This window comes from Pseudomonas sp. P4_C1, from assembly GCF_056402155.1.
The window spans coordinates 103,069-127,856 of sequence record NZ_JBFUHY010000006.1 but is presented as its reverse complement, the minus strand read 5'-3'; the positions used below and the strand labels follow the sequence as shown (position 1 = coordinate 127,856).

The following is a 24,788-nucleotide window of genomic DNA, read 5'->3' as shown; positions in this document are numbered from 1 at the left end:
AAGGCTTAGAGCACATAGACGAAAACAAACAGCCCGATCCACACCACATCCACGAAGTGCCAGTACCAGCTCGCCGCTTCGAAGCCGAACTGATGCTCGCTGTCGAAGTGCCCGCGCATGATCCGCATCAGCATCACGAACAGGATGATGGTGCCGATGGTCACGTGGGCGCCGTGGAACCCGGTGAGCATGAAGAATGTCGCGCCGTAGATGCCCGAGCCCAGGGTCAGACCCAGTTCGTGATAGGCGTGCATGTACTCTTCGGCCTGGAAGGTGAGGAACCCGCAGCCGAGCAATACGGTGAGCAACAGCCAGAGTTTCAGTGCGCCGCGATGGCCCTTTTTCAAGGAGTGGTGGGCGATGGTCACGGTTACGCTGGAGCTCACCAGTAACACGGTGTTGAGCAGCGGCAGGCCCCAGGGGCTGATGACTTCCTTGGGCGGCGGAAACAGTTTGGAGTCGGGGTTGCTCAGCAGCGGCCAGGCGAATTGGAAGTTCGGCCACAGCATGTGCGCGATGCCTTTGGCGCCTTCACCGCCGAGCGCCGGCCCAGAGATATGGCGGACATAAAACAGCGCGCCAAAAAAGGCGATGAAGAACATCACCTCCGAGAAAATGAACCAGCTCATGCCCCAGCGGAACGAACGATCCATTTGCGCGCTGTACAAACCACCGCGACTTTCCTTGATGACCGTACCGAACCAGCCGAACAGCATGTAGGCCAGCAGCAACCCGCCGACGAAAAAGATCAGTGGCCCGTGGGACTCCGGGCGCGCCGCTTTCAGATCATTGAACCAGGTGGCCAGGCCGTACACGGTAGTGACCATGCCGAGCGTGGCGATGATCGGCCATTTGCTCTGGGCGGGAACGTAATAATGTTCATGAGTTGCCATTTATTGTTCTCCTTATCGGGCACGCTCAGCCGCCAGTGTTTACTGCTACTGGTGGATGTCGGGCGGTGATATCGAACAGCGTGTAAGACAGCGTCAGGTGCTTCACATCCTTGGGCATGTCACGGTCAACGATGAAACGTACCGGCATCTCGATCCGTTGACCGGGCTGCAGCACCTGCTGGGTAAAGCAGAAACATTCGGTCTTGTGGAAGTACGCCGCCGCGGTGCTCGGCGCAATGCTCGGCACCGCCTGGGCGCTCATCGGCTTATCGGTGGGGTTGTGAGCGATGAAGATCATCTCGTTCACCGCCCCCGGATGGGCCACCAGTTCCTCGCCCTTGGGATAGAAGTCCCAGGGCATATCGGCAGTGTTGGTCGACAGAAACTGCACGCGTACCTGCCGCGAGGTGTCGACCGTCTGCTCGCCCTCGTACTGCCCGGCGGTTTTGCCATTAATGCCGAAGGCCTTGCACATCACGTCGTAGATCGGCACCAGTGCAAACCCGAACACAAACATTGCCACCACCACGGTCAGCAAACGCGTGACCAGTTTCTTCAACGAAATTGAGTCAGCCATGACTTTCGACCTCCACACCAAACCCTGTGGGAGCGAGCTTGCTCGCGATAGCGGTGTGTCTGACACACCGGGTTGGCCCTATCGCGAGCAAGCTCGCTCCCACAGAAGGGCGCGCGTTCATTTCACTTCCGGCGGCGTGGTGAAGGTGTGATACGGCGCCGGTGACGGGATGCTCCACTCCAGACCTTCAGCCCCGTCCCACGGTTTGGCCGGTGCTGGGGGGCCGCCGCGAATGGTCTTGATCACGATGAACAGGAAGAAGATCTGCGTAGCGCCGAACATGAATGCACCGATCGACGACACCATGTTGAAGTCGGCGAATTGCAGGTTGTAGTCCGGAATCCGTCGCGGCATCCCCGCCAGCCCCACGAAGTGCATCGGGAAGAAGGCCATGTTCATGCCGATGAACGACAGCCAGAAATGCAGCTTGCCGAGGGTTTCGTCGTACATGTGGCCAGTCCATTTCGGCAGCCAGTAGTAGGCTGAGGCGAAGATCCCGAAGATCGCCCCTGGCACCAGTACGTAGTGGAAGTGCGCAACCACGAAGTAGGTGTCCTGATACTGGAAGTCCGCCGGGGCGATGGCCAGCATCAACCCGGAGAACCCGCCGATGGAGAACAGGATGACGAACGCCACGGCAAACAGCATCGGTGTCTCGAAGGTCAATGAGCCTTGCCACATGGTGCTGGCCCAGTTGAACACCTTCACGCCCGTTGGCACCGCAATCAGCAGTGTGGCGTACATGAAGAACAGCTCGCCCACCAGCGGAATGCCGACCACGAACATGTGGTGCGCCCAGACGATGAACGACAGGAACGCGATACTCGCCGTGGCGTAGACCATCGAGGTGTAGCCGAACAGCGGCTTGCGCGAAAAGGCCGGAATGATCGAGCTGACGGCACCGAAGGCCGGCAGGATCATGATGTACACCTCGGGGTGACCGAAGAACCAGAACACATGCTGGAACAGCACCGGGTCACCGCCACCGGCGGCGCTGAAGAAGCTGGTGCCGAAATGGATGTCCATCAGCATCATGGTCACACAGCCCGCCAGTACCGGCATCACCGCAATCAACAGGAACGCGGTGATCAGCCAGGTCCAGACGAACAGCGGCATTTTCATCAACGTCATGCCGGGGGCGCGCAGGTTGAGGATGGTCGCGATCACGTTGATCGCCCCCATGATCGAACTGATCCCCATCAAGTGAATGGCGAAGATGAAGAAGGTCACGCTTTCCGGCGCGTAGGTCGTCGACAGCGGTGCATAGAAGGTCCAGCCGAAGTTCGGCCCGCCGCCGGCGGTGAACAGGGTCGATACCAGCAGCAGGAACGCCGCCGGCAACAGCCAGAAGCTGAAGTTGTTCATCCGCGGCAGGGCCATGTCCGGCGCGCCGATCATCAGCGGGATCATCCAGTTGGCGAGGCCGACGAAAGCCGGCATCACTGCACCGAAGACCATCACCAGACCGTGCATGGTGGTCATCTGGTTGAAGAACTCCGGCTGGACGATTTGCAGCCCCGGCTGGAACAGCTCGGCACGGATCACCATGGCGAACGAGCCGCCAAGCAGGAACATGGAGAATGCAAACCACAGGTACAGCGTGCCAATGTCCTTGTGGTTGGTGGTCAGCACCCAGCGCATCAAGCCTTTGGCGGGGCCGTGGGCGTGGTCGGTGGCGGTATGAACATGTTCATCGATTACAGCAGTCATGTCCTGTCTCCTGCAAACAGATGGGCTGGGCAGGCCGGGGTGCATAGCCCCGACCGGTTCCGTACGTGCGCAATAGACCGGGTCATTTGCTTTCCGCCTGTTTCAGCTCCAGTACTTCTTTAGGCGTGACCATGTCGCCTTTGTTGTTGCCCCAGGCATTACGTTCATAGGTCACGACCGCCGCGATATCGACTTCCGATAGTTGCTTGCCGAACGCCGCCATTGCGGTGCCGGGCTTGCCGTGGAAGACAATGCTCAGGTGAGCTTCTTTCGGTCCGGTGGCGATTTTCGAGCCCTTGAGCGCCGGGAACATCGGCGGCAGGCCCTGGCCTTCGGCCTGGTGACAGGCCACGCAAGTGGTGTGATAGACCTTGTCGCCGCGCTCCTTGAGCTCGTCGAGGGTCCATTCCTTGCTGGTCAGCTCCTTGAGCTGCGCGGCCTCGACCTTGCGATCGGCCAGCCATTTTTCGTAATCGGCCTTTTCCTTGACCTCGACCACTGTCGGCATGAAACCGTGATCCTTGCCGCACAACTCGGCGCACTGGCCACGGTAGATGCCGGGCTTGTCGATGCGGGTCCAGGCCTCATTGACGAACCCGGGAATCGCATCGCGCTTGACGGCGAAAGCCGGCACCCACCAGGAGTGGATCACGTCGGCGGAGGTCACCAGGAAGCGCACCTTGGTGCCGACCGGCAGCACCAATGGCTTGTCGACTTCGAGCAGGTAGTGCTCGCTCTTGGCTTCCTTGTTGTGGATTTGATCCTGGGGGGTGGTCAGGTTGCTGAAGAACTCGACGTCCTGGCCCAGGTATTTGTAATGCCACTTCCACTGGTAGCCGGTGATCTGTATATCGATCTCCGGCTCGCTGGCGTCGTACATCTTGATCAGGGTTGCGGTAGCGGGAACCGCCATGGCCACCAGGATCAGGAAGGGCACGATGGTCCAGAGGATTTCGACGGTGGTGCTTTCATGAAATTTGGCGGCCACCTGCCCGGTCGAGCGGCGATGAAGAATCATCGACCAGAACATGGCACCAAAAACGATGATGCCGATCACCACACAGATCCAGAAAATGGTCATGTGCAGGTCGAATACTGCGTGACTGATTTCAGTCGCTCCAGGCGCCATATTCACAGTCCAGGCCGCTTGCGCCTGACTGAAAATCGACCACAACAGGAGGCCCATCCAGACATGTGGATGTCGCATCATTGCGGGTTCCCCTTATCGTTCTTGTTATCCCGCCGGCTTTCACCTGCGGCAAGGGAGCGGCTGCATCAGACTACGAACTTGATTCGCCGGGCCTTGCTGCACATGCAGTCGGGCGTTATCAGCTAACTCCATTCAATGGCGAGTATAGACAGCGACTCCGACCTCGCAACGCGATGACGTAAATGATCTGAAACAACGGGGACTTGCATTCAAGGGCACGATTGGAGAAGGATGCAGACGAATGGTGGCAAATCGATATAACGCAGATGCATCAAGGATGAAATAATTATGACAAATGCGTCTTAGCATTTTTCATAAGCCAGCTAAGTTATGTCTTCCCTATTTCATTGCCTTGTTTCCTGGAGTTTTCATGAACACCGCCGCATTGCGCGAGCAGATCCAAAAAGCCCAACAACATGAAGCCGACACCGGCCTGCTGACGCGTCAGCTGGAAAGCAAACTGCCTCATCTACACCCGGCGATCCAATTGCCGGAGACCGATACCAACGGCGTACTGACGCGATTTGTCGCCGCCTACATCGAAGAAGTGCCCGATCTGCTGGATGCAGCCAATGAAGTCGCCAGGGAAGCGGGCATTGAGTCACAGATCAAACCGGTGCTGAATATCGCCGAGCAGTACTTCCTCCAGCCGCCAGCCATCATGGCCGGCCATGTCGGGCTTGACAGCCTGCTGGATGAAGCCTACCTGGCGCACCGGTTTGTCGAAGAGGTCAACGACCTGTACATCAAGCATTTCGGCCAGCCACTGATCCCCTTGGACATGACTGTCGCCAACCTGATTGCTCACCAATTGATCGGTGAGGAGTTTGCCAACCAACTGGACGAAGTCGTACATCACGCGTTCGATCAAATGCTGACCGAAGAGAGCTTTGCGCTAGAGTCGGTGGAAGCCTACCGCGACAAGCTCAGCAGCCCGGACACCGGTGCCGCGTGGAAGCGCTGGCCGTGCATGTCGCGCCGTTTGGGCGTGGGCCTGGAGCTGGATCAGCCGGCAGCTTGATCCATCGCTAAACACAATCCCCTTGTGGGAGCGAGCAAGCTCGCTCCCACACAGGAACCTCAACCAGCCGCGCCTATGCCGGTATTCGTCCGCACCCGCCCCTCGAGCCTGCGCTTCAACCCCCGCGATTCAATCAACAGCTTCGAACCCTTGGCCGCATTCGCCCGACCCCATTCCTCCAGCAACTCCAGACACGAGTGATCGATGTAGCTCAGATTATTGAGCGGCACATGCACCGTCGCGCCTGCTGGAATACTACCCAGCACCTGGGTCAGCGCCGGCACTTTGAGGAAGGTCGCAGCGCCTGTCAGGCGCAATTCCATTTGCCCTTCCTGAGGCAGGTCGATCAGGCTGATTTTCAAGCGCGAGGCTTTAAGCGCGAGCTTCACCAGCGTCAGGCCGAAGCCGATCAACACGCCGGTCAGCAGGTCCGTGAATACGATGGCGAGCGCGGTTGCCGCGTAAGTGAACATCGGCGCCCGACCATACCGGCCCAAACCACGAAAGACTTTGAGGTCCACCAGTTTGAAACCGGTGTACACCAGCACGCCCGCCAGGCTTGCCACCGGAATGCTTTGCAGCACGCTGGACAGCAACAGCACGAACGCCAGCAGCCACAGGCCGTGGAAAATGGTCGAAAACCGTGTAGTTGCTCCGGCCTGAACATTCGCCGAACTGCGCACGATAACGCCCGTCATCGGCAACGCCCCTAGCAGGCCACACAGCATGTTGCCGATACCTTGCGCCGACAATTCCCGGTCGAAGTCCGAGCGCTGGCCACTGTGCATGCGATCAACCGCCGCGGCCGAGAGCAAGGTTTCGGCGCTGGCGATGAAGGCCACGGCAAACGCGGCAATCAGCAAGGTCGGATCAGCCAGGTTGAGCAGATCCACCGGCTTCAGCCAGTCGATGGCCTCCGTCAGGTTTGCCGGCACCTCAACCCGTTTGACCTGCAATGCCAGCACCAGACTGGCAAGCGTGGCCAGACCGACGCCCAGTAGCGCGCCGGGAATGAAGCGCAGGGATTGCGGACGGAGTTTGTCCCACAGCCACATGACGGCAATCGTCGACAAACCGAGCAACCCGGCTTGCCAGCCAAACGTGGGCAACGCCTGAGCCAGCGCCGCCGGGAAGGTTGCCAGGTTATCCAGGCCCGAGGGTTTGGGCACGGCATCCAGCATCACATGCACCTGAGACAGGATAATCAACACTCCAATCCCGGCCAGCATGCCGTACACCACTGCAGGCGCCGTCACCCGAAACCAGCAGCCCAGCTTCAATCGACCGGCCAACAGTTGCAGCAAACCCGCCAGCAACAGAATCGGCCCGAGCATGGCGATACCGTGCTGGCGGACCAGTTCGAATACCAGAACGGCCAGGCCCGCCGCCGGGCCGCTGACTTGCAGCGGCGAACCGGCTAACCAACCGACCACCAGACCACCGATGATGCCAGTAATCAGACCTTTGGCCGGCGGCAGCCCCGAGGCAATCGCGATGCCCATGCACAGGGGCAGGGCAACCAGAAACACAACCACCGAAGCCAGCAGCTCCCGTGGCAGAACAGCTTTTAATTGAGCAGCACGCATGGTGAGTCTCCCGAAGTTTTCTTCAGGCATGGCAAAGCCAGGCTGCCTGAATGGCAGCCTCGGCTAAACCACACATCGATTTAGGAAGATTTAGAAGCGCGCTTTTGGCGTCGCCACAGGAATCGGCAGGCTGCCATTTAGCGGCAGGAAACAACCTTGATCGGCGTCGTAGGCTTTGATTTCGCTGGTTTCGATGTTGTAGACCCAGCCGTGAATAAATAACTGACCGTTGGCCATGCGCGAAGCCACCGACGGATGGGTGCGCAGATGCTGCAACTGGGCGATCACATTCTCTTCGGTGAGGATGTGCATGCTTTCGCTTTCGCTAGAGCAGTTGCAGTTCTCCTGCACCATGGTTTTTGCCACTTCGGCGTGCCGCAGCCAGGCTTTGACCGTGGGCATTTTTTCCAGGCTGTCCGGGTTGAGCACCGCGCGCATGGCGCCGCAGTCGGAATGCCCGCAAATAATGATGTGATGCACCCCCAGAGCCAGTACGGCGTACTCGATCGCCGTGGAAACACCGCCGTTCATTTGCCCGTAAGGCGGTACAACGTTGCCGACATTGCGGGTTACGAACAGGTCGCCGGGGGAGCTTTGGGTAATCAACTCGGGCACGATGCGCGAATCGGCGCAGGCGATGAACATCGCTCGTGGCCGCTGGGCCGTGGCAAGTTTTTTGAAGAGCTCTTCCTGTTGCGGAAAGATCTCATGATGAAAATGCAAAAAGCCGTCAACAATATGCTGCAACGCTGCATCGGCGGTTTCCGCCTCGGGTTCGGGCGAGGCCGACGCAGCCAACGGCTGTTTATCCTTGTCACTCATGATTCATCCTCATTGACGGGCTCAGGGAGTCATCCCGTGTGGTCCGGTGTGAAGCCAGTGGCTGGTTAAAAAACATCCAGGCCAATCATCTCGACCCATCGGTCACTCGATGAACAAGGTAGCGGCCGAATCTTAATTGAAACTGAATAAAACGCTCTAGGACGCGTGTTCCAGGTCACATAAAACGTGACCAGACTAATACGTAAGCGTGCTCTTCAGTACTCAACCATAGGCCAATTGTCCTCAAATCAACGACATTTGGCGACCCGGCGGACAAAAGGCTTCGCAGTCCAGATTGAACCCCTCCCGGTGATTGAGTCCCAGCCGTTTGATCGCTTTGGCAAAGCGCTGCGCCAGCAGGTCCGCAAACGGGCCTTCACCGCGCATCCGCGCACCAAAGCGGCTGTCATACAGTTCGCCACCACGGCTCTGGCGAATCAGGCTCAGGACATGCGCTGCCCGTTGAGGGTAGTGGGCCGCCAGCCATTCCTCGAACAGGGGCGCCACTTCCAGCGGTAAGCGCAGCATCATGTAGGCGGCGCTCTGTGCCCCGGCACCGTGGGCCTCGGCGAGCAGACTTTCGAGTTCGCTGTCGTTGATCATCGGAATCATCGGTGAACACAGCACGCCCACCGGGATGCCTGCATCGCGCATGACCCTGATCGCCCGCAACCGGGCCTTGGGCGCCGCGGCGCGCGGTTCGAGGATGCGTTTGAGTTCGTCGTCCAGGGTGGTCAGGCTGATCATTACCGCAACCAGTCTTTGGCCGGCAAGCTCGGTCAACAGGTCCAGGTCGCGAAGAATCAGCGATCCCTTGGTGACGATGGTCACCGGATGCCGATAGCGCAGCAACACTTCGAGGGTTTGCCGGGTGATCTTGTATTCACGCTCGATCGGTTGATACGGGTCGGTGTTGGAACCGAGGTTGATTGGTGCACATTGATAGCCACGTTTGGACAACTGCTCCTCCAGCACATCCACGGCGTTGGTCTTGGCGATCAGCTTTGTCTCGAAATCCAGCCCCGGCGACATGTCCCAATAGGCGTGACTGGGGCGCGCATAGCAATAAATGCAACCGTGCTCGCAGCCGCGATAGGGATTGATCGAGCGATCGAAGGGCAAGTCCGGCGACGTGTTGCGGGTAATGATGGTTTTCGCCTTTTCGATCTGCACCTCTGTGCCTTGGGTGATCGGCACTTCCTGGTACCAACCATCGTCTTCAGCCACCGAACGGTTCGGGGCGAAGCGGTTGTGCGGATTGGTCGCGGTGCCGCGGCCACGTGGGGGCAATGGCGTGTGCATGGGGGAGAATCCTGACTGCTGTATGCACATACAGTATATCGACAACGATCAGCCGACCAGTGCCGTTCGGCATTTTCTCAGCGCTCATATATCGCAAAGTTGTTGAACGGCAACTAAGAGATACATATTGTGGCTGGTCATCTCATAAGAAATATCGCTATTGTCTTTTGCGCAACAAACATAAACATGGATATTTTTTAAAAAGGATTTAATGATGTCATTTTTCAATCGTCGCGGTATTTTTCTGCAAAAGCTTGGCCCAACAACAGTCGACCCAAACGAAGTGCTTGTCTCAATGCAGTTCGCATTGAAAGAGGAAGATTGGGACGCCGAAAATAACGTGGGGACCACAGCTTTACTGGACTCTACCATCCTCATTGCATCGTCCCATGACGGTGGCCAATCGTTCAGCCTCGGTAATATCAACAATGATATCGATGGTGACGGTGATATTGACGCCGATGATAAGGCTAAACTTCTGGCCCTGGCTAAAGCCTATGTCAGTATTGCCAGGCCTTGATCAGTACTTATAGAAAATTCAGACACAGCTAATCAGCCCTGGTCGAACTTAACATTCGACCGGAGTACTTTTACTGCAAGTATTAGTTCATCGATATTTTACGAATCCATCATGTTTAGTGAAAACAACCACCAAGCTATCTGCTTCACGATTCTTTGACGAACAGCTCACAGACCTTTGACCGTGCATGGCAGACCCTTGTCAGCATCTTCCCGTCCCTTTCTGAACGGTCGCTCAAGCATGCCTCTATCACGAATTTTATCTGCAATATGCCTGTCGTTGGTTGCACTCGCTAACCTGACACTGGCACTTGCTGACGACAGCGCGACGCAGCGTCCGGCGGACTGGGCCCAACCGGTCGAGAAGCAATACAACCTCTTCCAGATGTCGCCGACGCTCTTTCGCAGCGCCTTGCCGGACAAGGGCGCGGTGCCGCTGCTGGAGAAGCTGAAGGTGGGCACGGTGATCAACTTCCTGCCTGAAGCGGACTCCAGTTGGTTGTCAACGCCAGGCATCACGCAAGTACAGCTGCCTTATCGCACCAACCACGTGGATGACGCCGATGTGCTCAAGGCCTTGCGCGCCATCAAGTCGGCCGAAGCCAAAGGCCCGGTGCTGATGCACTGCAAACACGGTTCCGACCGTACCGGCCTGATGGCGGCCATGTACCGGGTTGTCATCCAGGGCTGGAGCAAGGAAGAGGCACTGAACGAAATGACCCAGGGTGGCTTTGGCGACAGCACCCATTTCAAGGACGGTATTCGCTACATGATGCAGGCCGACGTGGACAAACTGCGCACGGCGCTGGCCAATGGCGATTGCAGCACCAGCCCGTTCGCCGCGTGCTCGATGAAGAGCTGGTTCAAGTCCGCTCATATCGAATAAAAAAAGCCCCCGCGGCATTGCGCAACGGGGGCTTTTTTTCACTCAGTGTTGTTCGTCCGGCTTTTTCTTCAGTTTCGGGTTCGGGAAGAACTGAACCGCCTGAACCTTGGTGTCGGCTGGTTTGAGTGCGCTGGTATTAACCCGCGTACCCAGCTCCTTGGGCACCGACAGCCCTTGCTCATTGAGTGTGTCGGAGTAACCGCAGGCCACGCACTCACGGTGCGGGACCTGGTCTTCGTTCCACATCATCAACTTGTCCGGCTCGCTGCATGCCGGGCAGACCGCCCCGGCGATAAAGCGTTTTTTCGTAATCACAGGTCCCTCGCTCATGCTGCTGCGTCCTCACTCAGGCCGCTATGGCGCAAGAGTGCGTCAATCGATGGCTCACGGCCACGGAAGTCGACGAACAGCACCATAGGCTCCTGGGAACCGCCGCGTGCCAGGATCGCTTCACGGAAGGCGCGACCGGTGTCGGCGTTGAGCACGCCTTCTTCTTCAAACTTCGAGAACGCATCGGCCGACAGCACTTCAGCCCATTTGTAGCTGTAATAACCCGCGGCATAACCACCGGCGAAGATATGCGCAAAGCTGTTGGGGAAGCGGTTGTAGGCCGGCGGGCGCATCACCGAGACCTCGTCACGCACGCCTTCGAGCACTTGCAGCACGCTGCGGCCGTCGCCGTGGGTCGCGTGCAATTCGAAGTCGAACAGAGAGAACTCCAGTTGGCGGACCATCATCAGGCCGGACTGGAAGTTTTTCGCCGCGAGCATTTTCCCGAGCAGGTCCTGAGGCAGCGGTTCGCCGGTTTCATAATGACCGGAAATCAGCGCCAGGCCTTCCGGCTCCCAGCACCAGTTTTCCATGAACTGACTTGGTAGTTCGACGGCATCCCAGGCCACGCCATTGATGCCGGACACCCCAGCATGCTCGACGCGGGTCAGCAAGTGATGCAGGCCGTGACCGAATTCATGGAACAGGGTGGTGACTTCATCGTGGGTCAGCAGCGCAGGCTTGCCGCTGTCGGCCGGGGTGAAGTTGCACACCAGGTTCGCCACCGGGCTTTGCAGCACGCCGCCAGCGGTACGACGACGGTCCCGGGCGCCATCCATCCAGGCCCCGCCACGCTTGTTGGCACGAGCATACAGGTCGAAGAAGAAGCGGCCGACATGCTGGCCGTTTTCCTTGATCTCGAACAGGCGGACATCCGGGTGCCAGGTGTCGAAGCCTTTGAGCTCGGCGATTTCGATGCCGTACAGTCGCTGAACAATGGCAAACAGACCACTCAACACCTTGTCGATCGGGAAGTAGGCGCGCAGGGCTTCCTGGGCCACGCTGTAACGCTGTTCACGGAGTTTTTCACCGTAGAAACCGCTGTCCCAACTCTGCAGATCCGGGCAGCCTTGTTCGGCGGCGTAAGCCTTGAGCTGCTCCAGATCCTGGGAGGCGAACGGCTTGCTGCGCTTGGCCAGATCACGCAGGAAACTCAGCACCTGATCGCTGGATTCAGCCATTTTGGTCGCCAGGCTCAGCTCGGAGAAACTGCTGAAACCCAACAGCTTGGCCAGTTCCTGACGCAGGTCGAGGATTTCTTCCATGACCGGGCCGTTGTCGTTCTGACCGGCATTCGGTCCCTGGTCCGACGCACGGGTGCAGTAAGCCGCATAAACTTCTTCACGCAGTGCGCGGTCCTGGGCGTAGGTCATCACCGCATAATAGCTCGGGAATTCCAGCGTGATCAGCCAGCCATCCAGATCCTTCGCCTGGGCCGCGGCGGCCATTTGTGCCTTGGCGGAATCCGTCAGGCCGGTGAGGGCGGCTTCATCGGTGATGTGTTTGGTCCACGCCTGAGTGGCGTCGAGCAGCTGGTTGGAGAAACGGCTGCCCAGCTCGGACAGCTTGCTCTGCACTTCGGCGTAACGCTTCTGCTCGGCTTCCGGCAGGTCGATACCCGACAGGCGGAAGTCACGCAGGGAGTGCTCCAGGATAGTTTTCTGCGCGACGTCGAAACCGGCCGCTTCCGGGCTGCTGGCCAGGGCTTCGAAGGCCTGGAACAGTTCGCGGTTCTGACCCAGTTCGGTGGAGTAGGCGCTCAAGGCCGGCAGGCACGACTCGTAGGCTTCACGCAGTTCAGCGCTGTTGCACACGGCGTTGAGGTGGCTGACCGGGCTCCAGGCGGCGCCCAGGCGGTCGTTGAGCTCGTCCATCGCCAGTACCAGACCGGCCCACGTTGGCTGTTTGACCTGGGTCTTGAGGATCTCGACGATGGCAGCGCGGTTGTCAGCCAGGATCTGTTCAATGGCCGGTTGTACGTGTTCGGCGCGGATGGCGGAGAACGGCGGCAGGTCATAGGACTGCAAAAGAGGGTTGTTCACGCTCACGGTTGATACCTTGGCTGGAGAAACATGCAACCATCTTAATTACAATCGACGTTCACCGCAGCTATCAGCAACAGAGAGAAACCCTATCGTGAACCTTCGCAAGTATCAGAACCACACGCCGCTGCTGGGTAAAGGCGCTTTTGTAGACGGCTCGGCGGTGGTGATCGGCGATGTTGAAATCGGTGAAGACAGCTCGGTCTGGCCGCTGACAGTGATCCGTGGCGACATGCACCGCATCCGCATCGGTGCGCGCACCAGCGTGCAGGATGGCTGCGTGTTGCACATCACCCACGCCGGTCCGTTCAATCCGGATGGCTTTCCATTGCTGATCGGCGATGACGTGACCATCGCCCACAAAGTCATGTTGCATGGCTGTTCGGTGGGCAGCCGGGTGTTGATCGGCATGGGCAGCATCGTCATGGACGGTGCGCTGGTCGACGATGATGTGATCATTGGTGCCGGCAGCCTGGTGCCGCCGGGCAAGCATCTGCAAAGCGGCTTCCTGTATGTGGGCAGCCCGGTGAAGCAGATCCGCCCGCTGACCGACAAGGAGCGCGCCTTTTTCACCTACAGCGCGGCGAACTACGTGAAGCTCAAGGACCTGCATCTGGCCGAAGGTTACGACCAGCTTTGACCCGGCCCTCTTATTCAGGATTCGACATGCATTACCAAACCGTTTTGTTCGACCTCGATGGCACCCTGACCGACCCACGTGAGGGTATCACCCGTTCGATCCAGTTCGCCCTGGGCAAACTGGGTATCGATGAGCCGGACCTGGCCAAACTCGAACACTTCATCGGCCCGCCGCTGTTGCAGGCGTTCATGCAGTTCTACGACTTCGACGAAGCCAAGGCGTGGGAGGCGGTGAATTTCTACCGTGAGCGCTTCAAGGTCACCGGCCTCTACGAAAACCGGGTGTTCGATGGTGTCACGCCGCTGCTGGAAACCCTGAGCGGACAAGGCCGGCAACTGTACATCGCAACCTCGAAACCGTGGGTGTTCGCCCGGGAAATCGCCCGGCATTTCGATTTTGCCAAACACTTCAAGGTGATTTACGGCAGCGAACTGGATGGCACCCGGACCAACAAGATCGAGCTGATTGCTCACCTGATGGCCGAAGAAAACCTGGACCCGGCCAGCACCCTGATGATCGGCGACCGTAAGCACGACCTGATCGGCGCACGCAGCAATGGCCTGGACGCGGCGGCGGTGGGTTACGGGTTCGGCAGCCACGAAGAATTGAGCGCCGAGGCTCCGGCGTATCACTTTGAAACGCTGGAAGAGATGCATCAGGCGTTTTTGCAGCGCTGATACGGCTTTACCCCTGTGGGAGCGAGCTTGCTCGCGATGGCGGTCGCACATTCAAAATAAATATGTCTGACATACCGCTATCGCGAGCAAGCTCGCTCCCACAGGGGGCTGCGCAGGCTTTCAAGGCCTGGGCGGCGGGGCGAGTTTCTGTCCTTGCTCGACTGCCCAATTCACCACCTGCGCGGTCAACTGATCGTTCGCCTGACCGAACCCGACCACCACCGCCGGAACCTGCACATTGCTCAAAGGCTGGCGCACTTCGAAGCGGCGGCTGGCAAGGATGCGCTGGTCGTAGCTGCGCACCAGCAACGCATCCAGACGCACGACCACGCTGGCATTCGTGCCCTGGTATTCAGTCTGGAACGCCTGCAGGCTGCCGCCCAATTCAAGATCGGTCTGGAAAATGCTGTCATCGGTGCTCAACAGCGGCACCCGCCCGTCATGCTGAAAACCTTCCAGCATGCGATTGCGCAACAGCACCGGCGCCGGGTCGCTCCAGCGTGAACCCTTGTAATGGCTGATCACATCGCCCTGGGGAATCACTGCAATGTTCGGACTGTTCAGCGCTTCGCTGGACTGGAATTTGGTCACGCGCAGCGACCAGCGCTGCGGTGTGCCAGGGCTGGTCGATGCACTCTGGGCCGAAGGCAATCGATAGACCTCGAAAGGCTCGGGCTTGGGCAGGATCGAGCACGAACTGATCAGCGTGAAGCCAGCGAGGAGGACAATCCGAATCAGCTTCATGGCGTGAATTCCTTGGTCTTTTCACTGCCCAGCAGGTAACCGCTGGGGTTGGCTTCCAGGCGTGTGGTAATGGTGCGCAACGAACTCAGGGTTTCGCGCATCTCACGCACGGCGGGGCCCAGGCCATTGAGGCCCTGCATGCCGCTGTTGAGCGAATCCTGATTGGCGGTGATCAGTTTGTTGAGGGTGGCACTGCTCTCCTGCAGCGACTTCATCGCCTGCTCGGCGCTGCCCAGCGCCTCCTTGCCATGCTCGTTGAGCAGCCCATTGGCATTGCGCATCAGCGCCGTGGTCTGCTCCAGCATGTTGTTGGCCTGCTTGCCGACCGAGGCCAGTTGTTGCATGGCCTGGCGAATATCGCCGCGCTGCTCGGCAATGGTCCCGGTGGTTTGCTCCAGGTGCTCCAGGGTGTTGCTGATGCGCTCGATGTTTTCCGTGGAGAACATCAGGTTGGCGTTATGCATCAGCGTGGTCACCCCGGCCATCAGGTCCTCGCTGTCATTGAGCAGGCGGGCGATGGGCGAGGGCAAGGCGATAATGGTCGGCAAGTTGCCGTCCTTGCCCCTGAGCGTCGGGCTCTGAGGCGTGCCGCCACTGAGCTGGATGATCGAGGTCCCGGTGACCCCGGTCAGGGCCAGCTTGGCATTGGTGTCTTCCTTGACCGGGGTATCGCCGGCCAGGCGAATTCGCGCCAGTACCCGGCGCGGGTCTTTCGGGTCCAGGCGCAGCGAGATCACGTCGCCGACCTTGATCCCGCTGTACTGCACCGAACTGCCCTTGGACAAACCGCTGACCGCCTCGTTGAAGACGACCTCGTAGTCCTTGAACTCGGTGTCGACACTGGACTTGGCCAGCCACAGGCCGAATAGCAGCGCGGCCGTCACCACAATCACGGTGAACAGGCCGATCAATACATGATGGGCTCGGGTTTCCATGTCAGACCTCGTTGAGCTGTTGGGCGGCCGTCAATGCCGCGCGGCCGCGAGGGCCATGGAAGTATTCGTGAATCCACGCATCGTTGGTTTCCGAGACCTTGTCGATGGCGTCCGCCACCAGCACTTTTTTCTGCGCCAGCACCGCCACCCGGTCAGTGATGGTGTAGAGCGTGTCAAGGTCGTGGGTCACCAGAAAGACACTCAGGCCCAGGGCATCGCGCAGGGTCAGGATCAATTGGTCGAACGCGGCGGCGCCAATCGGATCGAGACCGGCGGTGGGCTCGTCGAGAAACAGGATGTCCGGGTCCAGCGCCAACGCCCGGGCCAGCGCGGCACGCTTGATCATGCCGCCGGACAGCGACGCGGGGTATTTCTCTGCCGCCGACAGCGGCAACCCGGCCAGGGCCATTTTCACCGCTGCCAGGTGCTCGGCGTCATTGCGGCTCAAGCCGGCGTGTTCGATCAGCGGCAGGGCGACGTTCTCGGTCACGGTCAGCGAGGAAAACAGCGCGCCCTTCTGGAACAGCACGCCAAAGCGTCGTTCCACCAGCGAGCGTTCGTGTTCGGACAAGGTTGGCAGGTTCTTGCCGAAGACTTTCACCACGCCTTCGCTGGGCTGGCGCAACCCGACAATGCTGCGCAGCAGCACCGATTTGCCACTGCCGGAGCCGCCGACCACAGCGAGTATCTCGCCCTTGTACAAGTCCAGGTCGAGGTTCTCGTGCACGCTCTGGCTTCCAAAGCGGTTGCACAGCCCACAGACTTCAATCACCGCCTCGGAGGGCGCTCGGGGGATACGACTCACCAACCCATCTCCATGAAAAACATCGCGGCGATCGCATCCATCACGATCACCACGAAAATCGACTGCACCACACTCGACGTGGTGTGCGCGCCCACCGACTCAGCGCTGCCACTGACCTTGAAACCTTCAAGGCATCCAATCGCAGCAATCAGGAAAGCGAACACCGGCGCTTTGACGATGCCCACCAGAAAGTGCTGAACGCCGATATCCGTTTGCAGCAACGATATGAACATCGCCGGCGAGATATCCAGCGCCACCGCGCAGACCACGCCACCGCCGATAATCCCCGACAGCATCGCCAGAAAGGTCAGCATCGGCAGGGCGATCAGCAGCGCCAGGACTCGCGGCACCACCAGCAACTCCACGGGGTCGAGGCCCAGGGTGCGGATGGCATCGATTTCTTCGTTGGCCTTCATCGAACCGATTTGCGCCGTGAACGCACTGGCGGTGCGCCCGGCCATCAGGATCGCGGTCAGCAGCACACCGAATTCGCGCAAAAAGGCAAACCCCACCAGGTCCACGGTAAAGACAGTGGCACCGAAAGTGGCCAGCACCGTCGACCCGAGAAACGCCACCACGGCGCCCACCAGAAAGGTCAGCAGGGCAACAATCGGCGCGGCGTCGAGGCCAGTCTGCTCGATGTGCGCGATCATCGCCGTGACGCGCCAGCGTTTTGGCTGGAACAGGCCGCGGACGATGGTCTCGATGATCAGGCCGACGAAACCCAGCAGTTCCAGGGTGTCCTGCCAGACGGCGTCCACCGCCCGGCCGATGCGGGTCAGCAACTGAATGGTAACGCTGACTTCCGGCTCCTTGATCGGTACGCAGAAATCGGTCAACGAGCAGTAGACGGTTTGCAGCAACGCCCGATCGGCGGCGGAGAGCGTGCAATCAGGATGTTCGGCGGAGCGACCGAGGCGCTCGGAGCCGAGCAGCTCTACCAACAGCGAGGCGCCGGCGGTGTCGAGGGCACCAAGTCCATTGAGGTCGACGGGGGTGTTGGCGTCGTACTGGCCGTGGAGCTTTTCGCTCAACAGTTTGAGGTCCGCGTAATGGGCAAGCGTCCAGTCGCCCGTCACCCGCAACCGCGCAGGGGTAAACGACGTGTCCAATCGGGCGTTGCCGGCCATCGTGCTGCTGATCATAAGCTCCGTGCTTGTTCAGTGATTACGCAGTTTTACGTAATAGCACGAACCACACTACTTTTCTTTGATCGATGTGCTGTCCGTAACTTTGAAGCGCAGCACGCCGATGACCTGGCCATCTTCGGTCAGCACCCGAACCTGCCATTTGCCGGCCGGGTTGCCCGGGAAATTCTGCTTGTGGGTCCAGGCCCGGTAACCTTCCTTACGCCCGCCGCGAATATCCAGAGGAATGCGGTCGACCTCTTTACCGTTGAACTGCCAGACGTGATAAATCCGTTCGTCCAGGCCACGAGGGGCGTTGATCGCGGTGTACGCGTAGAGCCCGCCATTGCGGATCTGCTCGGCACTGACTTCGTCGAGGCTGGCGCCAGGTGTGCGGTCCTGCATTTGCGTGCTGATGGCCACATCGGTCATCCACAGCGTCGCCGGCGGCACCCACGAGCGCAGCTCCCAACCAATGACGCCGATGCCCAGGGTGATACCAAAAATCGCCAGCGCATTGCGCACGGTACGAATCGGGAAGATCGACGCCAGGCTCGGGAACGACAACAGCACCGAGATGCCCAGCGCCCATTTGAAACTTTGCGCGGTGGTCAGGTGCATGATCACCGGCAACGCGGTGAGCAGCGCGGCGAACAGGGTCAGGGTGTGCAGGGCCAGAAACGCCCAGCGCCGTGGCGCCAGCCATTTGTAGTAAAGCGGGTCGACGATCGAAATCAGCGCCGCGACGCCCAGCAGCCCGGTGAAAACCAACTGGCCGCTGTTCCACGTCGTGGTGATGAAGAAGAACGGCAAGACAAAGAACAGGCTTTCCTGATGGATCATCTGCGTTGCGTAACGCAGCAACGGTTCCGGAATTTCGCGCTTGAAAATGCGTGTGAACAGCTTGGTCAGGCTGTTTTCCAGCATCAGCCAGATCCAGCTGATCAGCATGATCGTGGCAATCCAGCTCGCCAGGCTTTGCTGGCGATCGACCAGGATGAAACTGCCCACCCCGGAGATGAAACCACAGAGCGCAATGACCCCAGGGTAGCGCTTCATCAATTCGAGGATGCGCTGTACGAAAAGGGTCAGGTTTTGCATTCGGCGGGTTCACAGTTGTCGTGGGAAAAAAACCTCGACAGGGTACCTGTTGCCGCGGCGCTGTGGCGAGAGTTTGCGGTCAGTCACGCCGCGCAACCTGTGGGATTGTGTTTCCCACAAGGAGTTTGCTTGCCAAACAGAGTGGTTACTTCCTGCGGTGCAAACGCCAGCCCACCAACATCAACACGATCATGCCCAATCCCCCGACCACCAACCACATCAACTGGTCATAACTGAACAACGGCTTTTCGATCCGCAAATACCCCGGCTGCAACAACAGTTCACGAACGGCCTTGTTCGCCTCTTCCAGCGTCACCCCTTGCAGCTCCCGGGCCGGGTCGGCGAAGTGGCCGTCCTCGTAATCACCGATGGCGCTCCAGTAGTAGTCGGCCAACGCGCTGTTGCCTTGCACGGCCCAGGCCTGGCGGGCAATCGCGGCCTGCTTGAGGCGGTTGAAGGTGTCGGCATTGAGGCCATCCTTGAGCAGTGCGGCCTTCAAGTCGTCGAGCACTTGTTCGGCCGCGGGCACGTCGTCGCGTTCAAGGTCGGCATTGAGGCTCATGAAACCCACGCCGCCGAACACCTCGCGTTCCGCCCACGGGCCGTAGGACAAACCGTGAGCCAGGCGCAGCTGGCGATAGAGCGCCCAATCCAGATAATCCTTGAGCAAATCGAAGGTTTGGTCGTGCCCGTCGTCCAGCACCGGCTCCGGCACCAGCCAGTGCAATTTGGCGCCGTTGCCGACCAGACCGTGGGTCAGAGTGCGCTCGTGGGCAGCGCTGACCTGGATTTGCGGCAGCGCAGGATGCTCGCCAGGGGTAATCGCTTCCAGCGCGCCATACGCCTGTTCCAGATAGGCCGGCAGCAACTTGTCGAGGTCGCCGACCACGATCAGGGTCATGTTGTTCGGCGCATACCAGTCCTTGCGCACCTGCTCCAGTTGCTCATGGGTCAGGTCATCGACTTGCGCACGCTCCGGGCACTTGAGGCCCAGCTCCACGGCCAGCTGGTTGCTGGCCGTGTGGCCGAGGTCCTGACGATCGAGCCAGCGTTGCAGGTGCGAGTAGTGGCCGCCGTCTTCACGCTCGACCACTTGCTTGGCCGCGTGGATGGCGTTGTCGTCGAAACGGGTCTGGGTCAGCAGCGCCAGCAGCAGGTCGAGCACCTTGCGCTGGTTTTTTGCCGGCGCTTCGATGACGAAAGTCGTATCGGCATTACTGGTGAAGGCGTTCCACTCACCGCCCAGGGCCTGCATGCGCTCTTCCAGGCCACCTTCGCCACTGGCGTCGATGCCGCTGAACAGCAGGTGTTCCAGCAGATGCGGCAATTCCTTTTCTTCGCAATTGAAATCGTCCAGACCAACGCCGACCACCAGCCGGATCGCCACATGCCCTCGGTCAGTGCCGGGTTTGAGTAGCAACTGCAAACCGTTGCGCAGGGTGTAGCCCTCGACCTGGAAGCGATCCAGGGCAAATGACGGGAATGAACCAAGCAACAGGCAGGCGAACAACAAACAACGCATAACGGACTTCCATACGGCCAGCGTAAGTTCAACAGACTTCAGGTAATGGTGGACGTTCAGGGTGAATGAGTAATGTCAGTCAAATCGTCGACCACCAGCGCACCGGTATCCGATGTTTCCAGCACCACGTAGGCACTGCTGCAAAACAGCGAATTCAGACGCTTCATGTCGGCGATCAGCTCCAGGTGCAACGAACTGGTTTCGATACTTTGCACGATTTTACGGTGCAAGCGGCTGACATGAGCATGGGCCAGGCGCCGTTCCTGTGCGCGGAAACGACGTTTTTCACGCACCAGCTGGCGGGCACTTTCCGGGTCGCCACTGAGAAACACTGACATCCCGAGCCGCAGGCTGGAAATCAACTGAGTATGCAGCCCGGTCAATTCGTCCAGCCCGACTTCGGAAAACGATCGGCGCTGCGAGGTTTTCTGCTGCTGGACTTTACGCAGCATGCGTTCGATCAAGTCGCTGGCGAGTTTCAGGTTGATCGCCAGCTCGATGATTTCCGCCCAGCGCCGGCTGTCCTGATCGCTGAGATCTTCCCGGGGCATTTGCGCCAGATACAACTTGATCGCGCTGTAGAGCGCTTCGACATCGTCGGTCAGGCGGCGCATTTCCTGGGTGACGGCGGTTTGCTTGCCGCGCAACACATCGAGCATGGCTTCGAGCATGTTGTCGATCAGGTCGCCCATGCGCAGGGTTTCCCGGGCCGCGTTGGCCAGCGCCAAACCGGGGGTGACCAACGCTGTGGGGTCAAGGTGCCGGGGCTTGGCCGTGCCGTTGGCCTGCGGGCGCTCCGGCAGTACCCAGGCACAAAATCTGGCCATCGGCCCGACACTGGGCAGCAGGATCAGGCAGCGCACGGTGTTGTAGAGCAGGTGAAAGCCGATGACCAATTCCTGAGGGCTGAAATCCAGGCCATCGAGCCAGTGCACCAGCGGATCGAGTACCGGAATGATCAATAAAAGACCAATCAGTTTGTACAGCAGGCTGCCCAGCGCCACTTGGCGCCCGGCTGGGTTCTGCATGCTGGTGCTGAGGAAGGCGAGTACGCCGCTGCCGATATTGGCGCCGATCACCAGTCCGATGGCTACCGGCAAGCTGATCACTTTGGCACCCGCCAGGGTCGCGGTCAGCAGCACAGCGGCCAGGCTGGAATAGGAAATCATCGCGAACAGCGCGCCGACCAAGGCGTCGAGCAGGATATCGCCGGTGAGCGAGGCGAAAATCACCTTCACCCCTTTGGCATGGGTAATCGGATGCGCCGCTTCGACAATCAGTTGCAGCGCCAGAATGATCAAGCCCAAGCCAATGGCGACACGGCCCATCTGCCCGAGTCGGGTCTGCTTGCGTGACAGAAAGAAAATCACCCCGACAAAAATCAGCAGCGGCGACAGCCACGACAGATCGAACGTCAACACCCGCGCCATCAGCGCCGTACCGACATCGGCACCGAGCATGGTGACCAGTGCCGGCGTCAGCGCCATCAGGCCCTGACCGACAAAGGAGGTGACGAGCATGGCGGTGGCGTTGCTGCTCTGGACCATCGCCGTCACGACGATCCCGGAGACGAAAGTCAGCCAGCGTTTGGACATGTTCTGGCCAATGACATGGCGCAAATTGGTGCCGTAGACCCGCAGGATGCCGGTTCGGACGATATGCGTGCCCCAGATCAGCAGGGCCACGGCAGAAAGTAAATTGAGCAGGGTGAGCATACAGGCCCCCTGTGGTGTAGCGCTCCAAAGGAGCAAGTTGACGGTACCGCGCGACGTTCTACGTTCTGTACTTAAGCTTGTAGTTGGCTAACGGTCTGCGCGCCAGCATCGCATAGCCAAAGAAGGGATTGAAATAAAACTGTCATGAAAATGGCGATCTTCCAGCCACACAAAACACTGTGGGAGCGAGCTTGCTCGCGATGAGGCCATCAGCTTCAACATTGATGTTGACTGACGGACCGCCATCGCGAGCAAGCTCGCTCCCACAGGTTTTGCGAATTTAGCGCTTTCGGGTTACTGGCCCGGAATGTCCTTGCGCAGCTTTACCGGATCCTGCTGTTTCTTTTTTTTCGCAATGGCGGTGCGCATCTTGATGTTGATCGCTTCCACTGCCAGCGAGAACGCCATTGCGAAGTAGACGTAGCCTTTTGGCACGTGCACGTCGAAGGCTTCGGCGATCAGCACCGTACCGACGATCAACAGGAACGACAGCGCCAGCATCTTCAGCGATGGGTGCTTGTCGATGAACTCACTGATGGTGCCAGATGCCCACATCATCACCAGCACGGCCACGATGATCGCTGCGACCATGACCGGTACGTGGGAGACCATGCCGACCGCGGTGATCACCGAGTCCAGGGAAAACACGATGTCGATGATCGCGATCTGGATGATGGTGTAGAGGAAGTTGCCGCCCTTGCCCGAAGGTTCGTCGCTGCTTTCATCTTCACCTTCCAACGCGTGGTACATCTCTTGCGAGCTTTTCCACAGCAGGAACAGACCACCGAAGAACAGGATCAGGTCGCGTCCGGAAATACCCTGGCCGAACACTTCGAACAGATCCGCCGTCAGGCGCATGACCCAGGTGATCGACAGCAGAAGCAGGATCCGCGTGATCATGGCCAGCCCAAGACCGAAAATCCGGGTACGCGCCTGCATGTGCTTGGGCATGCGGCTGACCAGGATCGAAATCATGATGATGTTATCGATACCCAGGACGATTTCCAGGGCGGTCAGGGTGAAGAAGGCAACCCAGATTTCAGGGTTGGTCAGCCATTCCATGTGTATTCCTTTGAGCGATTGTTAAACCACAAAGGGCCCGGGCTTCAAACAGCGAAGCCTGGACCCGAAGTGGTGAGTCTTGAGCTTATAGAGTGCTGAACACCGGGAAAGTCCCCAACAGCATTGCAGCAATCAGTATGCAGATACAAACCAGCACCGCCCACTTGAGAGTGAAGCGTTGATGGTCACCGAAATCGATACCGGCCAGGGCCACCAACAAATAAGTCGATGGAACCAGCGGGCTCAACAGGTGGACGGGCTGACCGACGATCGAGGCACGTGCCATTTCCACCGCGGTTATACCGTAATGGCTGGCGGCTTCGGCAAGTACCGGTAACACGCCGTAATAAAATGCATCGTTCGACATGAAGAAGGTGAACGGCATGCTGACCAGCGCCGTGATCACCGCCAGGTACGGGCCGAGGACATCCGGAATCACTGCCAGCAGGCTTTTCGACATCGCGTCGACCATCCCGGTGCCGGTCAGGATACCGGTGAAGATACCGGCCGCGAAGATCAACCCGACTACCGCCAGCACGCTACCGGCGTGAGCCGCGACGCGATCCTTCTGCTGTTGCAGGCAAGGATAGTTGACGATCATGGCGATACTGAACGCCACCATGAACAGCACCGGCAAAGGCAACAGGCCGGCAATCAGGGTGCCCATCAGGGCTAGGGTCAGGGCGCCATTGAACCAGATCAGCTTCGGACGACGGGCATCCGGGAACTGCGAAACGCTGATTTCACTGTGGTCGATTTCATCGCCCACCAGGTGCAACTCACCCAGGCGTGCACGTTCACGCTTGCCGTAGCAGTAAGCGATGACCAGGATCGCCACCACACCGGCCAGCATCGCAGGAATCATCGGTACGAAGATGTCGGACGGATCCACATGCAACGCACTGGCAGCGCGTGCGGTCGGGCCGCCCCATGGGGTCATGTTCATCACGCCACCGGCGAGGATGATCAGGCCGGCCATGATCCGCGGGCTCATGCCGATACGGCTGTAGAGCGGCAGCATGGCGGCCACGCAGATCATATAAGTGGTCGCGCCGTCACCATCGAGGGAAACGACGAGCGCCAGAACGGCGGTGCCGACCGAAACTTTCAACGGGTCGCCCTTGACCAGTTTGAGGATCTTGCGCACGGCCGGGTCGAACAGGCCGGAGTCGATCATCAGGGCGAAGTACAAAATAGCGAACATCAGCATCACGCCGGTTGGCGCGAGTTTGGTGATGCCTTCGAGCATCATTGGGCCGATTTTCGGCGAAAAGCCGCCGAACAGGGCAAAAATGATCGGAATCAGGATCAGGGCGATCAGCGCGGACAGGCGCTTGGTCATGATCAGGAACATGAACGTGATGACCATGGCGAAGCCAAGGAAAGTCAGCATGGGAATACTCCAGGCGTAGCGCGGCTAGGGAATGGGCGGACCGGGCGGGATCAGCGCAGAACGGGAGGCACGAGACGTACGGACGGAGTTACAGCGAAGCGGCGGATAGGAGAGGACATCAGAATCACCATTGTTGTTGTTAAATGGGCCTGGCGAGCAGTCAAACGCT

At 59.2% G+C, this 24,788-nt stretch carries 23 protein-coding genes; 5 read left to right on the top strand and 18 right to left on the bottom strand.

What is annotated here, in order from left to right; all coding sequences use genetic code 11:
- Positions 1 to 5: 5 nt before the first annotated feature.
- The 4 genes from AC1DU9_RS06730 to coxB all read right to left on the bottom strand — a co-directional run bounded on the left by AC1DU9_RS06730 (position 6) and on the right by coxB (position 4,390).
- A complete protein-coding gene (locus tag AC1DU9_RS06730; RefSeq protein WP_477809916.1) occupies positions 6 to 893 on the bottom strand; it encodes a cytochrome c oxidase subunit 3 in 888 nt (295 codons plus the stop codon).
- A 25-nt stretch (positions 894 to 918) separates the two neighbouring features.
- On the bottom strand, positions 919 to 1,470 hold the full coding sequence (locus AC1DU9_RS06725; RefSeq protein ID WP_457266012.1) for a cytochrome c oxidase assembly protein: 552 nt from the start codon (positions 1,468 to 1,470) through the stop codon (positions 919 to 921).
- Between the two features lie 117 nt (positions 1,471 to 1,587).
- Complete coding sequence (ctaD, locus tag AC1DU9_RS06720) at positions 1,588 to 3,180, bottom strand: cytochrome c oxidase subunit I (protein WP_103397925.1); 1,593 nt, start codon at positions 3,178 to 3,180, stop codon at positions 1,588 to 1,590.
- Positions 3,181 to 3,262: 82 nt separating this feature from the next.
- Positions 3,263 to 4,390: a cytochrome c oxidase subunit II gene (gene coxB, locus AC1DU9_RS06715; RefSeq protein WP_477809915.1), complete on the bottom strand. Its 1,128-nt coding sequence runs from the start codon at positions 4,388 to 4,390 to the stop codon at positions 3,263 to 3,265.
- A 370-nt stretch (positions 4,391 to 4,760) separates the two neighbouring features.
- Between coxB and AC1DU9_RS06710 the strand changes: the two genes are divergently transcribed.
- Positions 4,761 to 5,411, top strand: a complete 651-nt coding sequence (locus AC1DU9_RS06710) for a hypothetical protein (protein ID WP_223459177.1) — start codon at positions 4,761 to 4,763, stop codon at positions 5,409 to 5,411.
- 59 nt (positions 5,412 to 5,470) lie between these two features.
- Here AC1DU9_RS06710 and AC1DU9_RS06705 read toward each other — a convergent pair whose 3' ends face one another.
- From AC1DU9_RS06705 to AC1DU9_RS06695, 3 genes are all read right to left on the bottom strand, one after another.
- A complete protein-coding gene (locus tag AC1DU9_RS06705; RefSeq protein ID WP_223459175.1) occupies positions 5,471 to 6,997 on the bottom strand; it encodes a SulP family inorganic anion transporter in 1,527 nt (508 codons plus the stop codon).
- A 90-nt stretch (positions 6,998 to 7,087) separates the two neighbouring features.
- The gene (locus AC1DU9_RS06700; RefSeq protein ID WP_223459173.1) at positions 7,088 to 7,819 is read right to left on the bottom strand and encodes a carbonic anhydrase; all 732 of its coding nucleotides are present in this window, start codon (positions 7,817 to 7,819) and stop codon (positions 7,088 to 7,090) included.
- A gap of 243 nt (positions 7,820 to 8,062) precedes the next feature.
- Positions 8,063 to 9,121 (bottom strand): PA0069 family radical SAM protein, encoded by a 1,059-nt coding sequence (locus AC1DU9_RS06695; protein ID WP_223459171.1) that lies wholly within the window; start codon positions 9,119 to 9,121, stop codon positions 8,063 to 8,065.
- 214 nt (positions 9,122 to 9,335) lie between these two features.
- On the opposite strand from AC1DU9_RS06695, the gene AC1DU9_RS06690 reads away from it, so the two are divergent.
- Complete coding sequence (locus tag AC1DU9_RS06690; RefSeq protein WP_477809914.1) at positions 9,336 to 9,641, top strand: hypothetical protein; 306 nt, start codon at positions 9,336 to 9,338, stop codon at positions 9,639 to 9,641.
- A 240-nt stretch (positions 9,642 to 9,881) separates the two neighbouring features.
- Positions 9,882 to 10,526 carry a dual specificity protein phosphatase family protein gene (locus AC1DU9_RS06685; protein WP_223459166.1) on the top strand — a complete coding sequence of 215 codons (645 nt, stop codon included), beginning with the start codon at positions 9,882 to 9,884 and terminating at the stop codon, positions 10,524 to 10,526.
- A gap of 42 nt (positions 10,527 to 10,568) precedes the next feature.
- Here the strand turns inward: AC1DU9_RS06685 and AC1DU9_RS06680 are convergent, their stop codons facing one another.
- Together AC1DU9_RS06680 and prlC are read right to left on the bottom strand one after the other, a co-directional pair.
- Positions 10,569 to 10,856: a YheV family putative zinc ribbon protein gene (locus tag AC1DU9_RS06680; protein WP_008018424.1), complete on the bottom strand. Its 288-nt coding sequence runs from the start codon at positions 10,854 to 10,856 to the stop codon at positions 10,569 to 10,571.
- Complete coding sequence (gene prlC, locus AC1DU9_RS06675; RefSeq protein WP_477809913.1) at positions 10,853 to 12,904, bottom strand: oligopeptidase A; 2,052 nt, start codon at positions 12,902 to 12,904, stop codon at positions 10,853 to 10,855. Before prlC ends, AC1DU9_RS06680 begins: the two co-directional genes overlap by 4 nt.
- Positions 12,905 to 12,992: 88 nt before the next feature.
- Between prlC and AC1DU9_RS06670 the strand changes: the two genes are divergently transcribed.
- Together AC1DU9_RS06670 and AC1DU9_RS06665 are read left to right on the top strand one after the other, a co-directional pair.
- Complete coding sequence (locus AC1DU9_RS06670) at positions 12,993 to 13,538, top strand: gamma carbonic anhydrase family protein (RefSeq protein WP_223459162.1); 546 nt, start codon at positions 12,993 to 12,995, stop codon at positions 13,536 to 13,538.
- A gap of 26 nt (positions 13,539 to 13,564) precedes the next feature.
- Positions 13,565 to 14,215: an HAD family hydrolase gene (locus AC1DU9_RS06665; protein WP_223459160.1), complete on the top strand. Its 651-nt coding sequence runs from the start codon at positions 13,565 to 13,567 to the stop codon at positions 14,213 to 14,215.
- A 120-nt stretch (positions 14,216 to 14,335) separates the two neighbouring features.
- Here AC1DU9_RS06665 and AC1DU9_RS06660 read toward each other — a convergent pair whose 3' ends face one another.
- From AC1DU9_RS06660 to AC1DU9_RS06620, 9 genes are all read right to left on the bottom strand, one after another.
- Complete coding sequence (locus AC1DU9_RS06660) at positions 14,336 to 14,959, bottom strand: ABC-type transport auxiliary lipoprotein family protein (RefSeq protein WP_223459158.1); 624 nt, start codon at positions 14,957 to 14,959, stop codon at positions 14,336 to 14,338.
- Positions 14,956 to 15,894, bottom strand: coding sequence for an MlaD family protein (locus AC1DU9_RS06655; protein ID WP_223459157.1), 939 nt, complete (start codon positions 15,892 to 15,894; stop codon positions 14,956 to 14,958). The genes AC1DU9_RS06660 and AC1DU9_RS06655 overlap by 4 nt, the downstream gene beginning before the upstream one ends.
- 1 nt (position 15,895) lies before the next feature.
- Positions 15,896 to 16,699, bottom strand: a complete 804-nt coding sequence (locus tag AC1DU9_RS06650; protein WP_477809912.1) for an ABC transporter ATP-binding protein — start codon at positions 16,697 to 16,699, stop codon at positions 15,896 to 15,898.
- Complete coding sequence (locus tag AC1DU9_RS06645; protein WP_223459155.1) at positions 16,696 to 17,844, bottom strand: ABC transporter permease; 1,149 nt, start codon at positions 17,842 to 17,844, stop codon at positions 16,696 to 16,698. Before AC1DU9_RS06645 ends, AC1DU9_RS06650 begins: the two co-directional genes overlap by 4 nt.
- A gap of 54 nt (positions 17,845 to 17,898) precedes the next feature.
- Positions 17,899 to 18,927 carry a DUF5924 family protein gene (locus AC1DU9_RS06640; RefSeq protein ID WP_223459154.1) on the bottom strand — a complete coding sequence of 343 codons (1,029 nt, stop codon included), beginning with the start codon at positions 18,925 to 18,927 and terminating at the stop codon, positions 17,899 to 17,901.
- Between the two features lie 145 nt (positions 18,928 to 19,072).
- The gene (locus AC1DU9_RS06635; protein WP_223459153.1) at positions 19,073 to 20,449 is read right to left on the bottom strand and encodes a M16 family metallopeptidase; all 1,377 of its coding nucleotides are present in this window, start codon (positions 20,447 to 20,449) and stop codon (positions 19,073 to 19,075) included.
- Positions 20,450 to 20,505: 56 nt separating this feature from the next.
- Positions 20,506 to 22,164, bottom strand: a complete 1,659-nt coding sequence (locus AC1DU9_RS06630) for a Na/Pi cotransporter family protein (RefSeq protein WP_223459152.1) — start codon at positions 22,162 to 22,164, stop codon at positions 20,506 to 20,508.
- Between the two features lie 294 nt (positions 22,165 to 22,458).
- Complete coding sequence (locus AC1DU9_RS06625) at positions 22,459 to 23,226, bottom strand: TerC family protein (protein ID WP_223459151.1); 768 nt, start codon at positions 23,224 to 23,226, stop codon at positions 22,459 to 22,461.
- Between the two features lie 85 nt (positions 23,227 to 23,311).
- Entirely contained in the window at positions 23,312 to 24,619 is a 1,308-nt protein-coding gene (locus AC1DU9_RS06620; protein WP_223459149.1) for a CitMHS family transporter, read from the bottom strand.
- Between the last annotated feature and the right edge of the window lie 169 nt (positions 24,620 to 24,788).

Excerpts from the sequence above, each read along its gene's own strand:
- ctaD (WP_103397925.1), bottom strand. The coding sequence starts at position 3,180 with ATGACTGCTGTAATCGATGAACATGTTCATACCGCCACCGACCACGCC.
- AC1DU9_RS06660 (WP_223459158.1), bottom strand. The coding sequence starts at position 14,959 with ATGAAGCTGATTCGGATTGTCCTCCTCGCTGGCTTCACGCTGATCAGT.
- AC1DU9_RS06665 (WP_223459160.1), top strand. The coding sequence starts at position 13,565 with ATGCATTACCAAACCGTTTTGTTCGACCTCGATGGCACCCTGACCGAC.
- AC1DU9_RS06705 (WP_223459175.1), bottom strand. The coding sequence starts at position 6,997 with ATGCGTGCTGCTCAATTAAAAGCTGTTCTGCCACGGGAGCTGCTGGCT.
- AC1DU9_RS06710 (WP_223459177.1), top strand. The coding sequence starts at position 4,761 with ATGAACACCGCCGCATTGCGCGAGCAGATCCAAAAAGCCCAACAACAT.
- AC1DU9_RS06695 (WP_223459171.1), bottom strand. The coding sequence starts at position 9,121 with ATGCACACGCCATTGCCCCCACGTGGCCGCGGCACCGCGACCAATCCG.
- AC1DU9_RS06680 (WP_008018424.1), bottom strand. The coding sequence starts at position 10,856 with ATGAGCGAGGGACCTGTGATTACGAAAAAACGCTTTATCGCCGGGGCG.
- AC1DU9_RS06655 (WP_223459157.1), bottom strand. The coding sequence starts at position 15,894 with ATGGAAACCCGAGCCCATCATGTATTGATCGGCCTGTTCACCGTGATT.
- AC1DU9_RS06700 (WP_223459173.1), bottom strand. The coding sequence starts at position 7,819 with ATGAGTGACAAGGATAAACAGCCGTTGGCTGCGTCGGCCTCGCCCGAA.
- AC1DU9_RS06685 (WP_223459166.1), top strand. The coding sequence starts at position 9,882 with ATGCCTCTATCACGAATTTTATCTGCAATATGCCTGTCGTTGGTTGCA.
- AC1DU9_RS06630 (WP_223459152.1), bottom strand. The coding sequence starts at position 22,164 with ATGCTCACCCTGCTCAATTTACTTTCTGCCGTGGCCCTGCTGATCTGG.
- AC1DU9_RS06730 (WP_477809916.1), bottom strand. The coding sequence starts at position 893 with ATGGCAACTCATGAACATTATTACGTTCCCGCCCAGAGCAAATGGCCG.
- AC1DU9_RS06690 (WP_477809914.1), top strand. The coding sequence starts at position 9,336 with ATGTCATTTTTCAATCGTCGCGGTATTTTTCTGCAAAAGCTTGGCCCA.
- coxB (WP_477809915.1), bottom strand. The coding sequence starts at position 4,390 with ATGATGCGACATCCACATGTCTGGATGGGCCTCCTGTTGTGGTCGATT.
- AC1DU9_RS06725 (WP_457266012.1), bottom strand. The coding sequence starts at position 1,470 with ATGGCTGACTCAATTTCGTTGAAGAAACTGGTCACGCGTTTGCTGACC.
- AC1DU9_RS06645 (WP_223459155.1), bottom strand. The coding sequence starts at position 17,844 with ATGATCAGCAGCACGATGGCCGGCAACGCCCGATTGGACACGTCGTTT.
- AC1DU9_RS06640 (WP_223459154.1), bottom strand. The coding sequence starts at position 18,927 with ATGCAAAACCTGACCCTTTTCGTACAGCGCATCCTCGAATTGATGAAG.
- AC1DU9_RS06625 (WP_223459151.1), bottom strand. The coding sequence starts at position 23,226 with ATGGAATGGCTGACCAACCCTGAAATCTGGGTTGCCTTCTTCACCCTG.
- AC1DU9_RS06635 (WP_223459153.1), bottom strand. The coding sequence starts at position 20,449 with ATGCGTTGTTTGTTGTTCGCCTGCCTGTTGCTTGGTTCATTCCCGTCA.
- AC1DU9_RS06620 (WP_223459149.1), bottom strand. The coding sequence starts at position 24,619 with ATGCTGACTTTCCTTGGCTTCGCCATGGTCATCACGTTCATGTTCCTG.